Source organism: Rahnella inusitata, assembly GCF_003263515.1.
GTDB lineage: Bacteria > Pseudomonadota > Gammaproteobacteria > Enterobacterales > Enterobacteriaceae > Rahnella > Rahnella inusitata.
The window spans coordinates 181289-195314 of sequence record NZ_JYDE01000019.1; the positions used below are offsets into that span (position 1 = coordinate 181289).

Sequence of the window (14026 nt, forward strand, 5' to 3'; positions counted from 1 at the left end):
GCGCACAGGCAAATGTGGGAATTCAGCGATCGTTGACCCGCTCCCGAATACGCCGGAAGCGGGCTTTTACTGCGTCTTTTAACGATAAATAGTTACTGCGGTTTGTTCAGCTTCAGCCCCAGTCCGCTGGTCAGCCCGCCAACGGTGGTGCCGACACCGGCGACGAGACCGCCTGACTGAGAGACAGATGCGCCCGCACCGGCCGCGATACCGCCGGAATTGCTGGCGGTGGTTGTCGTCGTGCTGCTGGCCGGAACCAGAATCGTGCCGGTTTTAGACACGGCCTGTCCGGTATCGGTGACCGCCGTTCCTAATCCGGCGAGCGCCGGCGTGCTGGCAGACAGTTGTGTGCCGGCTGAACTGACGGTGCCACCGACCTGATTCAGCAGGCCGTTAACTGGCGCGCCCAGCCCCGTTGCGCCTCCGACAGTTTGGGTGGTGTTCTGTACCTGCGCGACAACAGGCGTGACGATCCCCGTCGCCCCTGTCGTTACGCCCGAAAGCGCACCACTTTGCACGTTCTGCGCCAGCCCGTTACCGGTGTTGGTCACCAGCGTACCGACATTATTCACCAGGCCACCGGTTGCGCCGGTCACGCCGCTGAGCGGGGTTCCGGCAGTATTCGTCGCCAGTGACGTGCCAAGGCCAGACACGCCGGTGCCTAAATCAGCCACGGCTTTCGGTACGCCCGCCACGGTGGTGCCGATAGCGTTAGGATTGGTACCTAACTGGCCGATGCCGTTTTGTACGCCACTGCCGACGTCAGTGACAGCTTTGCCGGTACTATCGATAATGGTGACAACGCCGGTGCCCGCGACCGGAATATTACCGATCGGCGTCTGGCTGGCGATGCTGCTGACCTGGGTGCCAAGGCCGCTGACCGCGCCGCCCGCGTTACTCAGGATGGTGCCAGTGGCGAGCGTGGTGGATGGCGTTCCACCCGTTCCGCTGCCCGTCCCTGTTCCTGTTCCATTTCCCGTCCCTGTGCCACTGCCGGTTCCATTTCCGGCGGTAGTGTCACCGCCGGTTGTGGTTGTTCCTGTTCCTGCTCCGGTCGTTCCGTTGCCCGCCGTCGTCGTTCCGTCACTGCCTGAAGTGGTTCCATCGCCGGACGTCGCAGAGCCGGTGGTGGATGTTTTTGCCGTATGAGAAGAACCGCCGCCACCGCTGCCACTACAGGCAGCCAGAGACAGGGCGACCAAGATTGCGAGTGCAACCTTGTTAACATGACCAACATGAATGGTATGGCGCATGATTTGACCCTCCACGGGGGAATACGCCACAGTTGGCGTAAATTAAGCTTAAGACGAAGATTCTTAATATTCCATTTGTGTGGGGTGATTATTTTGCAAACAGAATGTAGTGTTTGCAAAATAAGGAATTATATTCTGTTATAGGAATTGTCTGATAAAGGCAGGCATAGAAGTGAAATGGATTTCACTTCTATGAATTGATTAGAGAAATGACTTGAGTTTTGCAGAAATATCGGGGGATTACTGCGGCGTTTTACTGGCAAACCAGTTCAGTTTTTCCCGCAGACTGACCACGCTGCCGACGATGATCAGGCTCGGGCTTTGCACCTGTGTTGCCAGATGGCTCAGCTCCGTCAGCACGCCGGTGACGACCCGCTGTTGCTGGCTGGTGCCGTTCTCTACCAGCGCGACCGGCGTTTCTGCTGGCAGACCGTTTTCCAGCAAGCGGCGCTGGATTTCTCCCGCCTGTGTCAGCCCCATATAAAACACCAGTGTCTGCTGGCCTTGCGCCAGACACGCCCAGTCAAGTGCGCCGTCCTGCTTAGCATGACCGGTGATCAGCCGCACACTCTGCGCGTGGTCGCGATGGGTCAGCGGAATGCCGCTGTAGGCGGAACAGCCCGACGCTGCCGTAATACCCGGCACGACGGAAAACGCGATGCCAGCTGCTTTCAGCGCTTCCAGCTCTTCGCCGCCACGGCCAAAAATAAATGGATCGCCGCCTTTCAGCCTGACCACCCGTTTACCCATCTGCGCCTGTTCCAGCAGGATTTCGTTAATACGTTCCTGCGCAACGCAATGGTGTCCGGCGCGTTTGCCGACGAAAATCCGTTCGGCGTCGCGACGTACCAGATTCAGCACGGCATCGGATACCAGCCGGTCATACACCACTACGTCCGCCAGCTGCATCTGCTGCAAACCTTTCAGCGTCAGCAAACCGGCATCACCTGGCCCGGCGCCGACCAGTATCACTTCGCCGTGTTTATCCACCGGCTCGCTGAACAGTTCCTCCAGATACTGCTCACTCTGAGCATCGTCATTATTTGCCAGTGACTGCGCCAGACGATGATGATTGAACAGTTTTTCCCACCAGCGGCGACGTTCGGACATGTCGCTGAAATGCGTTTTGACCCGCGCCCGCAATCCGCCCGCCACCTGCGCCAGCTTGCCCAGATGCTGCGGCAAAATGGATTCCAGACGCTCGCGGAGCAGACGCGCCAGCACCGGCGCATTGCCGCCGGAGGAGACGGCGATCATCAGCGGTGAACGGTCGATGATCGATGGCATGATCACGCTGGCGCTTTCCGGCGCATCCACCACGTTACAGAATACGCGGCGATGTTCAGCAGCTTCGCTGACTTCCTGATTGACTAAATCGGAATCGGTCGCGGCGACCACCAGCCATTTCTCATCCACCAGCAGCGGAGAGAATTCGCCTTTCAGCAGGCGGACTTTGCCTTCCTCTGCCCATACCTGAAACTGCGGCGTGAAGGTGAGGGCGTTGACCGTCAGTGCTGCGCCTGCGTCGAGCAGCAAACGCGCTTTACGTTCAGCAACGTCACCGGCACCGACCAGCAGACAGGCTCTGTTTTTTAACTGACAAAATAGGGGCAAATAATCCATGAGCGATGATCTCATAAGCAGATGAAAACGCCGCCCGAAGGCGGCGTGAAAGGCACGAAAATTAGCCGATTTCAGCCTGAAGACTGGCGGTAGAAATTTCGACATGGCCGTCGCGCACGCGGACGTCATAGGCCGGAATCGAATGCTGATCGTCTTCCATGCAGAAGCCGTCGGTCAGGCGGAAATGCTGTTTTTTCAGCGGGCTGGCGACCCATAACTCGCCCTGATGCTCGCCGATCAGACCGCGCGATAACACGCTGGCCTGCGCAAAAGGATCGATATTGGAAAGGGCAAAAATCTGCTCATCGGCATACGGGCGGAATAGCGCGACCTGCTCTTCACCGGCCAGCGCACAGACGCCGCAGCCCGGCAAAATGTCTTCAACAGAACAAAGTGTTAACCACTGGCTCATCATACTTCCTCCCCGTCGGCGATCACCGTCACCGGAATGCGTTCGTCAGGGCGCGCCGGACGATGCTGTTGGCGTTCAGAAACGAACTGTACGTTCGGGTCGCGCTGCGCGCTGTTGATAAAGTGCGTGAAGCGGGTTTGCGCAGCCGGATCATTCAGCGTTTCCTGCCATTCACAAACGGCGGATTCACGCAGGCGCGCCAGCTCGGCTTCCAGCTGATCGTTCAGACCCAGTTTGTTATCGATGATCACTTTACGCAGATAGTCGATGCCGCCTTCGAGGTTGTCCATCCAGACCGAGGTGCGTTGCAACTTATCGGCGGTGCGGATGTAGAACATCATAAAGCGGTCGAGATAGCGCAGCAGCGTTTCATTGTCCAGATCGGCTGCCAGCAAATCGCCGTGGCGCGGTTTCATGCCTCCGTTGCCACAGACGTACAGGTTCCAGCCGTTTTCAGTCGCGATAATCCCGACGTCTTTACCCTGCGCTTCGGAGCACTCGCGGGTACAGCCCGATACGCCGAATTTCATTTTGTGCGGCGTGCGGATCCCTTTGTAACGGTTTTCCAGACTGATGCCGAAACCGAGGCTGTCGCCGACGCCGTAGCGACACCAGGTGCTGCCAACGCAGGTTTTGGCCATACGCAGTGCCTTGGCATAGGCCTGACCGGTTTCGAATCCGGCATTAATCAGTTTTTGCCAGATCGCCGGTAAATCATCTTTCTGCGCGCCGAACATGCCGATACGCTGGGAGCCGGTGATCTTGGTGTAGAGATTATATTCGGCGGCAATCGCGCCAATCGCCACCAACCCTTGCGGGGTGATTTCGCCGCCCGGTGAGCGTGGGATCACCGAATAGGTGCCGTCTTTTTGCATGTTGGCAAGGAAGACGTCGTTGGTGTCCTGCAACGGCGTGTGCTGCGCCTTCAGCACGTAGTCATTCCAGCAGGAGGCCAGCAGTGAGCCGACGGTCGGTTTACAGACTTCACAGCCGTAGCCTTTGCCGTATTTGTTCAGCAGATCGTCGAACGAGCGGATACCTTCAACGCGGATCAGGTGATACAGCTCCTGACGGGAATAGGCGAAGTGCTCGCACAGATGATGATTTACTTCGATGCCTTGCTTACTCAGCTCAGCATTCATTACCTGCGTGACCAGCGGAATACAGCCGCCACAGCCGGTACCGGCTTTTGTGGCGGATTTCAGCGCCGCTACTGTATGGCAGCCGCCTTGCACCGCTTTGATAATGTCGCCTTTGGTGACGTCGAAACACGAGCATATTTGCGCGCTTTCCGGCAGGGCGTCAGTACCAATCACCGCACCGCCGCTGCCCGCATGAGCTGGCAGGATCAGCGCGTCCGGATTTTCGGGCAGTTGAATACTGTTCAGCACTAACTGGAGCAGATTGCCGTAATCGCTGGTATCGCCAACCAGTACCGCGCCGAGCAGCGTTTTGTTGTCTTCGCTGACCACCAGACGCTTATAGAGCGCTTTATTCTCATCGAGATACACGTAACTGCGTGCGCCCGGTGTGCGGGCGTGAGCGTCGCCGATCCCCGCGACATCAACGCCCAGCAGCTTCAGCTTGGCGCTCATATCCGCGCCGGTGAAGCTGTTATCACGGCCAAGGAGGTGATCGGCGGTGACTTGTGCCATTTTGTAGCCCGGCGCGACCAGGCCAAATGTGCGCTGATTCCACGATGCACATTCGCCGATGGCATACACGTCCGGATCGCTGGTCTGACACTGATCGTTGATAACGATGCCGCCGCGTGGTGCGATGTCCAGATCGCACTGACGCGCCAGCTTATCCTGCGGACGGATACCGGTGGAGAAGACTATGAAATCGACTTCAAGCGAGCTGCCGTCGGCGAATTCCATGGTTTTACGCGCCGTACTGCCGCCCTGAACGATCTCTTTGGTATTTTTTGCCGTATGAACCTGCACGCCCATGCTTTCGATTTTCTGGCGCAGCTGACTGCCGCCCATCACGTCGAGCTGTTCAGACATCAGGCCGGGCGCAAATTCCACGACGTGCGTTTCCACGCCGAGGTTTTTCAGCGCGCCAGCGGCTTCCAGACCAAGCAGGCCACCGCCGACTACCGCACCGCGTTTACTGCGACGGGCACAGGCTTCGATGGCATGCAAATCTTCGATAGTGCGGTAAACAAAGCAGTCCTGACCGTCGGAACCGAGGATCGGCGGTACCCACGGGTAGGAACCGGTGGCGATGATCAGTTTGTCGTACACCACCGTGCGGCCGCTGCTGGAGTGGATCACTTTCTCTTTGCGGTTCAGTGTGATGGCGCGTTCACCGATCAGCACGTTGACGTTGTGCTTCTCGTAGAACCCTTCGCGCACCAGCGAAAGCTCTTCGGCGGTGTGGTGGGAAAAATAGGAGGAAAGATGGACGCGGTCATAGGCGACGCGCGGCTCTTCACACAGTACCGTGATATCGAACTGACCCGGCTCGGCTTTATCCAGTAAGTCTTCGATAAAGCGATGGCCGACCATGCCGTTACCAATAATCGCGAGTCTGACTTTGCTCATAATTGCCTCAATTTTGATTTTCTGAGGCTAAACATAACGCGCGCGTAACAGGGGGTATTGATGCAAATCAAGCCGCTCCCAATATACTCCCTAGGTGGTACTCGACTGATTTTATTGGGTTTTTATGTAACCTTTCGATTTATAAACAGTTTCAGGCTATTGTTCTGTTATTGCATTCTTTCCACCGTCTTTCTGAATCCATGAGGTCGCGCGTGCCAAAAACCCTTTTGCGTACCATTAAAAATGTCCGGATGCCTGACCGTGAGGGGCTGTGGCAAATAGATATCGAAGACGGCGTTGTCCGCCAGATCCTTTCCCAACCGCACAATGATGAGCAGGGCGATCACATTCTGGATGGCGAAGGCGGGCTGGCTATCCCGCCCTTTATCGAACCGCATATCCATCTCGACACCACTCAAACCGCCGGTCAGCCAGCGTGGAATCAGTCCGGTACGTTGTTCGAAGGCATCGAGCGATGGGCGGAACGCAAGGCGCTGCTGTCCCACGAGGACGTTAAGCAGCGCGCCTGGCAGACGCTGAAATGGCAAATCGCCAACGGTATTCAGCATGTGCGCACGCATGTCGATGTGTCTGACCCGACGCTCACAGCGCTGAAAGCGATGCTGGAAGTGAAAGCGGAAGTCGCGCCGTGGGTAACGCTGCAAATCGTGGCGTTTCCGCAGGAGGGGATTATGTCGTACCCCGACGGCGAAGCCCTGCTCGAAGAAGCCCTGAAGCTGGGGGCCGACGTGGTGGGGGCGATCCCGCATTTTGAATTTACCCGCGAATACGGTGTGGAATCGCTGCATAAAACTTTCGCGCTGGCGAAGAAATACAACAAGCTGATCGACGTGCATTGCGATGAGATTGATGACGAGCAGTCGCGCTTTGTCGAAACCGTCGCCGCGCTGGCCCTGCGCGAAAACATGGGCGAGCGTGTGACCGCCAGCCATACCACCGCGATGCATTCCTACAATGGCGCGTATACCTCGCGGCTGTTCCGTCTGCTGAAAATGTCGGGCATTAACTTCGTTGCTAATCCACTGGTGAATATTCATTTGCAGGGGCGCTTCGATACCTATCCGAAACGTCGCGGCATCACGCGGGTGAAAGAGATGCTCGACGCCGGGATTAACGTTTGCTTTGGCCACGATGACGTTTTCGATCCCTGGTATCCGCTTGGCACCGCCAATATGTTACAAGTGCTGCACATGGGGCTGCACGTTTGCCAGCTGATGGGGTATCAGCAAATTGACCACGGCCTGAAACTCATCACGTCGTACAGCGCCCGTACCATGAATTTGCAAGGCTACGGCCTGGACACGGGCAACGCCGCAAGTCTGGTGATTCTGGCGGCGGAAAGCGGTTTCGATGCGGTTCGCCGTCAGGCGCCGGTGCGTTTTTCTGTTCGTCAGGGCGTGGTGATTGCACAAACCCGGCCAGCACAAACTGTCATTCATCTCGATAAAGATTATCCGGTAGATTTCAACAGCTAAATGCCTGAGAAATCTGATGTAATATTTTGAAATATCTGGATAAATCTTTTGAAAGCGTAAATATAGGTAAAGGTCTGGCGCTGAGCGTAAAGGCTCTTTAGAATCAGTCAGATCTGCTGTTTGTATTCACGAGAAAGGAACCGTCATGTTTAAACGTACTTTAGTGGCCTTCACTGCGCTGCTATCCCTGACTGCAATGTCGCCGGTTTTTGCTGCCGGTGAAACTCACGTAATGCTGACCACTTCAGCAGGGAATATCGAATTGGAGCTCGACAGTGCGAAGGCACCGGTTTCTGTGAAAAATTTCATCGATTACGCCCAGAGCGGTTACTACAACAACACCGTATTCCATCGCGTGATCCCAGGTTTTATGGTGCAGGGCGGCGGTTTCTCAGCTGATATGCAGCAGAAAGCCACCAAAGCGCCAATCAAGAACGAAGCCGACAACGGCCTGCGTAACCTGCGCGGCACCGTGGCCATGGCACGTACTGCCGATAAAGACAGCGCGACCAGCCAGTTCTTCATCAACGTTGCAGACAACGCCTTCCTTGATCACGGCCAGCGTGATTTCGGTTACGCCGTCTTCGGCAAAGTCGTCAAAGGGATGGATGTGGTAGACAAAATGTCTGCGGTTAAAACCGACAACGTCGGGCCATACCAGAACGTTCCGACTACGCCGATTGTGATCCTGTCTGCGAAAGTGCTGCCTTAATAATTTTAAATGCCTGTTCGTTCCTTTCTCAAAGCCTCCGATCCCGGGGGCTTTTTCAATTTCGTTTCTTGACGCCCATCCCGCTGACGAATAGGTTTTAATAAACGCCCTCGCGTCCTACTTTCAAGGAAAATGAAATGAGTGAAGCCCGTCTGATTGCGAAAGCCATGAGTGAAGGTAAGCCGATACAGGATCTGGTGATCCTTCCCGCGCTGGCGAACCGGCATGGCCTGATAACCGGCGCGACCGGTACCGGTAAAACCGTCACGCTGCAACGTATGGCCGAACAGTTTTCCCGCATCGGGATCCCGGTGTTTCTGGCGGACGTGAAAGGGGATTTATCAGGGATTGGCGCAGCAGGCGTGCCTTCGGAGAAACTCAGCGCGCGACTGAATAATATCGGCGTGACCGACTGGCAACCACAGGCGTGCAGTATTATTCCTTGGGATATTTTCGGCGAGAAAGGCCATCCGATCCGTGCGACGATTTCTGACCTTGGACCGCTGCTGCTGGCGCGATTGCTCAGTCTCAACGATGTACAAAGCGGTGTGTTACAGCTGGTATTTAAAATTGCTGACGACAACGGCCTGCTGCTGCTCGACATGAAAGATTTGCGTGCGATGGTGCAGTTCACCGGCGATAACGCCAAACAGTTTCAGATGCAGTACGGCAATATTTCTCCGGCCTCGATCGGCGCTATCCAGCGCGGCCTGTTAACGCTGGAAAGCCAGGGTGCGAATCAGTTCTTTGGCGAGCCGATGCTTGATATCAATGACCTGATGAAGACCGATAAGAACGGTCACGGCATCATCAATCTGCTGGCGGCGGATAAGCTTATCAATCAACCGCAACTCTACTCCGTGTTCCTGCTGTGGCTGCTGGCGGAGCTGTTTGAGCGTTTGCCGGAAGTCGGCGATCCGCAACAGCCTAAGCTGGTGTTCTTCTTCGACGAAGCGCATCTGCTGTTCACTGACGCCCCGCAGGCGCTGCTGACTAAAATCGAGCAGGTAGTCCGCCTTATCCGCTCGAAAGGTGTCGGGATTTACTTTGTCACTCAGAACCCGCTGGACATTCCCGACAGCGTGTTGGGGCAGCTCGGTAACCGCGTCCAGCATGCACTGCGTGCTTTTACGCCGCGTGATCAGAAAGCGGTGAAAGCGGCGGCGCAAACGCTGCGCGCCAATCCGGCGTTCGATGCAGAAACGGCGATAACCGAACTGGGCGTGGGCGAGGCGCTGGTTTCTTTCCTCGATGAAAAGGGGCGTCCGGAAGTGGTTCAGCGGGCAATGGTCATTGCGCCGGAATCCAAAATGGGCATGCTGGGCGATGATGACCGTAATAAAGCGATTAATCAGTCACCGCTGTATGGCCGTTACGAAGACAGTATTGATCGCGAATCCGCCTACGAAAAAATCACCGCGCAGGGATTTGGTACGGTTGCCACGCCGCAGTCTGCGGGCGCGGCGAAGCCCGCGGGGGAAGCCTCTGCCGGTGGCGGACTGATGGGCGGGCTGAATGACCTCCTGTTCGGCAGCACCGGTCCGCGCGGCGGTAAACGCGACGGCATGGTGCAGTCCGTCACCAAAAGTATCGCGCGCGATCTGGGGCGCCAGATCCTGCGCGGCGTGTTGGGCTCCATTATGGGCGGCCGCAAAAAGTAATCCACTCTGCTCACCGGGAGTGGCTGAACCGCGTCAGCTATTCCCGGTAAATTCCTGCATGACTTCGCACTCTTTGTTGCAAAAACCCCTCATCTACATCTGAGATTGCTATCCGAAGCACGTTACAACGGCTGTTTTTGATACAAAACTCCGCTAAGTGAAGGCTGTCACGTTTTTCACCCGGCAGGGTTTGTAGGCTGAATTGCTTTTGGGCTAAATCAATTCAGCAAAAAGGAGTGGATGTGAAAAAATTACTCGTAACCGGGATCGTGATGGGGCTTTTTTCGTGGCAGGCTGCCGCACAAACTATCGTGCTGACGGATGCTGAAGCCGGTACCGAACTGGGAAACTGGAAGACTGATAGCAAAAAGCTGAATCTCGCCAGCGCGGATTTCAGCATTGAGCAAAAAGTTCTGCACGGGGGCAAACAGGAAGGCTCTAAAGTGATTACTATCACCAGCAAAGGGCTGACTATCGCGCTCAGCCCGACACGCGGTATGGATTTACTGCACGTGACCGGTGATAACATCCGTCTGGGTTGGGATTCACCGGTTCAGGAAGTGGTAAATCCGGCGTATATTAATCTGGAAAGCCGCAACGGCGTGGGTTGGCTGGAAGGTTTCAACGAAATGATGGTGCGCTGCGGCTTCGAATGGACCGGCCATCCGGTCACCGCTGACGGGATGATTTACACCCTGCATGGCCGCGCGGGCAACACCCCAGCTTCCAAAGTAGAAATAGAGATTGCCGACAAAGCCCCGTTTGAAATCACCGTGCGCGGCCTGCTGAAAGAAGACACCTTCAAGAAAGCGAAACTCCAGACCTGGACGGAACTGCGCTACGTGCCGGGCAGCCAGTCCTGGACAATTCACGATACCCTGACCAATGCGTCTGATTATCCGCACGACTACCAGATTATCTATCACAGCAACTTTGGTCAGCCAATCCTTGAACAGGGCGCACGCTTTATCGCTCCGCTCAAATCCATTTCTCCGTTCAACGATTACGCTAAAAAAGGCCTGACTGACTGGCAGACCTACGCCGGACCAACCAAAGGCTTCGACGAAATGGTCTTCAACATGGTGCCACTGGCCGATGCGCAGGGTAAAACGGTGGCGGGAGTGGTGAACAAAGCGGGGGACAAGGGCGCGTCGATTGAGTTTGATACCCATCAGCTTCCTTTGCTGACGCTGTGGAAAAATACCGACACGCTGAAACAAGGTTACGTGACCGGTATCGAACCGGGGACTAACTACGCGTATCCGGTGACTATCGAACGTAAGCAGGGCCGCGTGAAACAGTTGCAGCCGGGCCAGAGCACGGTATTTGAACTGAAATACTCGCTGCTGCCGGATGCCAAAGCAGTGCAACAGCTTGAGCAAAGGGTGAAAACCTTGCAGGGCGAGCACAAAACTGAGGTCAGCAGTCAACCTATCGCCGTTGAATAATCTGAGTTTAGGGCGCCGGACGTGGCGCCCTTTTTTCTCTGTCTATACTTAACTCCACAAGGTATGCGCCCTAATGGCTGTGCCAGGGAGAAAATGATGGCGAAGAAAACGACGCTCAGACAGCAGGAAAAACTTTTTCGTGAACGGCAACGGCAAAACTTTCAGGCCAGCAGCGCACTGGATGGTTTGCAGGTTGAGGTAGTGACGTTAGACAACGAGCAAATCGCACAGCGGCTGGCTGAACTGAGGGGGCACTATGAACGATAAACTCGTGGCCGGTGCCGATCCTTACTACTATCGTGGCATCAACGTATTGAAAAACCGGCTGGAAATCCGTGAAGCGCATCGTCTGCGCGAAGCCGAACTGGCCTTCACTGCGTTACGTGCAGCGACAATGCCACTTGGCCGGTCGGTGATGGGGTTGCCGCATCTGTGCGCTATTCATCTGGCGCTGTTTCAGGATATCTATCCGTGGGCGGGCGAGTTCCGCGAAATCGACATCTATAAAGACGACACGCAGTTTTGCCATTTCGGTTACATCGAAAAGGAAGGCAATGCGCTGATGCAGGAGCTGGAGGATGAAGAGTTTCTGGTCGGTTTGCCGCTGGATGCGTTCGCAGAACGGCTGGCGCATTACTACACCGGCCTGAATCTGCTGCATCCGTTTCGTGAAGGCAACGGCCGCGCACTGAGAATTTTCACCGAGCAGCTGGTTATTCATGCCGGTTATGACATTCAGTGGGCAAGCGTCGATCGCGAACGCTGGCTGGATGCCAACAAAACGGCGGTGTTTGGTGATGAATCTGAACTGGTGGCGATCTTCAAAGACGTCATCAGCGAAATTGCTGATGAACATTGATCGACAATATGCGTAGAATTGCCCGGTAAATTTTCGTCTTTACCGGGAACACTATGCTGCTGCTGATCGACAACTACGACTCCTTCACCTACAACCTCTATCAGTATTTTTGCGAGCTGGGCGCAGAGGTCAAAGTGATGCGTAACGATCGGCTGACGCTGGCGGATATCGAAAACCTTTCACCCTCGCATCTGGTGATTTCTCCCGGCCCCTGTACGCCCGATCAGGCCGGGATTTCCTTGCAGGCCATCACTCATTTTTCTGGCCGTTTGCCAGTACTCGGCGTATGCCTCGGGCATCAGGCGATGGCGCAGGCATTTGGCGCGAAAATTGTCCGTGCCCGTCAGGCTATTCACGGCAAAACGTCACCGATCCGCCACACCGGCAGCAGCGTTTTCGCCGGGCTAAACAATCCGCTGACCGTAACGCGCTACCATTCTCTGGTAATTGCGCCCGACACGCTGCCGGACTGTTTTGACGTCACCGCGTGGACTGAGCGGGAAGGCACGCGCGACGAAATTATGGGCATCATGCACAAGACTTTGCCGCTGCATGGCGTTCAGTTCCATCCTGAAAGTATTCTCAGCGAACAGGGGCATCAGCTTCTGGATAATTTCCTTAAGATCTAACCGCTTACATTCATCGAGAAAATTACTTACCTGACAGGTGCGATTTCTGTTTGCCTGTGAGTGATTTATTATGCATATTTTGTGATTATATTTTCACATCTACTAGGGTGTGATTTTCAGAGTAGCGTTACCACTCACCGACGCAAACAGGTAAGGGAGCAGGGTTATGGCAGAAAAATCAGCGGTAGACCGGAGCACGTTCGACAAAGTTATTTTGCCGGTTTATTCACCAGCGAAGTTTATTCCGGTGAAAGGCAAAGGCAGCCGCGTGTGGGATCAGCAGGGTAAAGAGTACGTTGATTTCGCCGGGGGTATCGCGGTGACCGCGCTGGGACATTGTCATCCTGCGCTGGTGAAAGCTTTGCACGAACAGGGTGAAACCCTGTGGCATGTGAGCAACGTATTTACCAACGAACCCGCTCTGCGACTGGCACAGAAGCTGATCGACGCCACTTTTGCTGACCGCGTATTTTTCGCCAACTCCGGCGCGGAAGCCAACGAAGCCGCATTCAAGCTGGCGCGTTATTACGCGTCGCATCGCCACAGCCCGTACAAAAGCAAAATCATCGCCTTCCACAACGGCTTCCATGGCCGAACGCTGTTCACCGTGTCCGTCGGCGGCCAGCCGAAATACTCTGACGGCTTCGGCCCGAAACCCGCTGACATCGTCCACGTGCCGTTTAACGACCTTGACGCGGTCAAAGCGGTTATCGACGATCATACCTGTGCGATTGTGGTCGAACCGGTGCAGGGCGAGGGCGGCGTGACGCCTGCCACTCAGGCGTTCCTGCAAGGCCTGCGCGAGCTGTGTGACAAACATCAGGCGTTGCTGGTGCTGGACGAAGTACAGAGCGGCATGGGCCGCAGCGGTAAGCTGTTTAGCTACATGCACTACGGCGTGACGCCGGACATCCTGACCACTGCGAAAGCGCTGGGCGGCGGCTTCCCGGTTAGCGCCATGCTGGCAACAGAAGACGTGGCATCCGTCATGGAACCGGGTAAACATGGCACCACCTACGGCGGTAACCCGCTGGCCTGCGCCGTCGCCGAAGCAGCACTGGACATTATCAACACGCCGGAAGTACTGGCCGGCATCGACGAGCGTCGCGAAAAATTCATCAGTGCCCTGGAAGGCATTAACCAGAAATATCACATCTTTAAAGAATTCCGTGGTCAGGGGTTACTGATTGGTGCTGAACTCTCAGACGGCTTCAAAAACCGCGCCGGAGAGTTTCATGCGGCGGCTGCCGAATTCGGGCTGATGATGCTGATCGCGGGACCAAATGTGATGCGGTTTGCCCCTTCACTGGTTATCGACTTCGCGGATATTGAAGAGGGGATGGGGCGGTTTGAGAAAGCCGTAGATAAAGTTGTCGGGGGATAA

General features: G+C 55.6%; 12 protein-coding genes. 8 read left to right on the plus strand and 4 right to left on the minus strand.

Annotated features, from left to right (window positions below; genetic code table 11):
- Positions 1–92: 92 nt before the first annotated feature.
- The 4 genes from TU92_RS12625 to nirB all read right to left on the minus strand — a co-directional run bounded on the left by TU92_RS12625 (position 93) and on the right by nirB (position 5837).
- Positions 93–1253 (minus strand): collagen-like triple helix repeat-containing protein, encoded by a 1161-nt coding sequence (locus TU92_RS12625; RefSeq protein WP_112167572.1) that lies wholly within the window; start codon positions 1251–1253, stop codon positions 93–95.
- A gap of 240 nt (positions 1254–1493) precedes the next feature.
- Positions 1494–2876 (minus strand): siroheme synthase CysG, encoded by a 1383-nt coding sequence (gene cysG, locus TU92_RS12630; protein WP_112167573.1) that lies wholly within the window; start codon positions 2874–2876, stop codon positions 1494–1496.
- A 61-nt stretch (positions 2877–2937) separates the two neighbouring features.
- Positions 2938–3288: a nitrite reductase small subunit NirD gene (nirD, locus tag TU92_RS12635; RefSeq protein WP_112167574.1), complete on the minus strand. Its 351-nt coding sequence runs from the start codon at positions 3286–3288 to the stop codon at positions 2938–2940.
- A complete protein-coding gene (nirB, locus tag TU92_RS12640; RefSeq protein WP_112167575.1) occupies positions 3288–5837 on the minus strand; it encodes a nitrite reductase large subunit NirB in 2550 nt (849 codons plus the stop codon). The genes nirD and nirB overlap by 1 nt, the downstream gene beginning before the upstream one ends.
- Before the next feature lie 200 nt (positions 5838–6037).
- Here nirB and TU92_RS12645 point away from each other — a divergent pair, with 200 nt between their 5' ends.
- From TU92_RS12645 to argD, 8 genes are all read left to right on the plus strand, one after another.
- Positions 6038–7333 (plus strand): cytosine deaminase, encoded by a 1296-nt coding sequence (locus tag TU92_RS12645; protein ID WP_112167576.1) that lies wholly within the window; start codon positions 6038–6040, stop codon positions 7331–7333.
- A gap of 145 nt (positions 7334–7478) precedes the next feature.
- Positions 7479–8045: a peptidylprolyl isomerase A gene (ppiA, locus tag TU92_RS12650; protein ID WP_112167577.1), complete on the plus strand. Its 567-nt coding sequence runs from the start codon at positions 7479–7481 to the stop codon at positions 8043–8045.
- 137 nt (positions 8046–8182) lie between these two features.
- Complete coding sequence (locus TU92_RS12655) at positions 8183–9706, plus strand: helicase HerA-like C-terminal domain-containing protein (RefSeq protein WP_112167578.1); 1524 nt, start codon at positions 8183–8185, stop codon at positions 9704–9706.
- Positions 9707–9948: 242 nt separating this feature from the next.
- On the plus strand, positions 9949–11154 hold the full coding sequence (locus TU92_RS12660) for an aldose 1-epimerase family protein (protein WP_112167579.1): 1206 nt from the start codon (positions 9949–9951) through the stop codon (positions 11152–11154).
- 96 nt (positions 11155–11250) lie between these two features.
- A complete protein-coding gene (locus TU92_RS12665) occupies positions 11251–11421 on the plus strand; it encodes a YhfG family protein (protein WP_112167580.1) in 171 nt (56 codons plus the stop codon).
- Positions 11411–12013, plus strand: a complete 603-nt coding sequence (locus tag TU92_RS12670) for a putative adenosine monophosphate-protein transferase Fic (RefSeq protein ID WP_112167581.1) — start codon at positions 11411–11413, stop codon at positions 12011–12013. The genes TU92_RS12665 and TU92_RS12670 overlap by 11 nt, the downstream gene beginning before the upstream one ends.
- 53 nt (positions 12014–12066) lie before the next feature.
- Entirely contained in the window at positions 12067–12642 is a 576-nt protein-coding gene (locus TU92_RS12675; protein WP_112167582.1) for an aminodeoxychorismate synthase component II, read from the plus strand.
- Between the two features lie 166 nt (positions 12643–12808).
- Complete coding sequence (argD, locus tag TU92_RS12680; RefSeq protein WP_112167583.1) at positions 12809–14026, plus strand: bifunctional acetylornithine/succinyldiaminopimelate transaminase; 1218 nt, start codon at positions 12809–12811, stop codon at positions 14024–14026.

Bases quoted from the DNA above. Each gene is read 5' to 3' on its own strand.
- TU92_RS12625 (WP_112167572.1), bottom strand. From the start codon at position 1,253: ATGCGCCATACCATTCATGTTGGTCATGTTAACAAGGTTGCACTCGCA.
- cysG (WP_112167573.1), bottom strand. From the start codon at position 2,876: ATGGATTATTTGCCCCTATTTTGTCAGTTAAAAAACAGAGCCTGTCTG.
- nirD (WP_112167574.1), bottom strand. From the start codon at position 3,288: ATGAGCCAGTGGTTAACACTTTGTTCTGTTGAAGACATTTTGCCGGGC.
- nirB (WP_112167575.1), bottom strand. From the start codon at position 5,837: ATGAGCAAAGTCAGACTCGCGATTATTGGTAACGGCATGGTCGGCCAT.
- TU92_RS12645 (WP_112167576.1), top strand. From the start codon at position 6,038: ATGAGGTCGCGCGTGCCAAAAACCCTTTTGCGTACCATTAAAAATGTC.
- ppiA (WP_112167577.1), top strand. From the start codon at position 7,479: ATGTTTAAACGTACTTTAGTGGCCTTCACTGCGCTGCTATCCCTGACT.
- TU92_RS12655 (WP_112167578.1), top strand. From the start codon at position 8,183: ATGAGTGAAGCCCGTCTGATTGCGAAAGCCATGAGTGAAGGTAAGCCG.
- TU92_RS12665 (WP_112167580.1), top strand. From the start codon at position 11,251: ATGGCGAAGAAAACGACGCTCAGACAGCAGGAAAAACTTTTTCGTGAA.
- TU92_RS12670 (WP_112167581.1), top strand. From the start codon at position 11,411: ATGAACGATAAACTCGTGGCCGGTGCCGATCCTTACTACTATCGTGGC.
- TU92_RS12675 (WP_112167582.1), top strand. From the start codon at position 12,067: ATGCTGCTGCTGATCGACAACTACGACTCCTTCACCTACAACCTCTAT.
- argD (WP_112167583.1), top strand. From the start codon at position 12,809: ATGGCAGAAAAATCAGCGGTAGACCGGAGCACGTTCGACAAAGTTATT.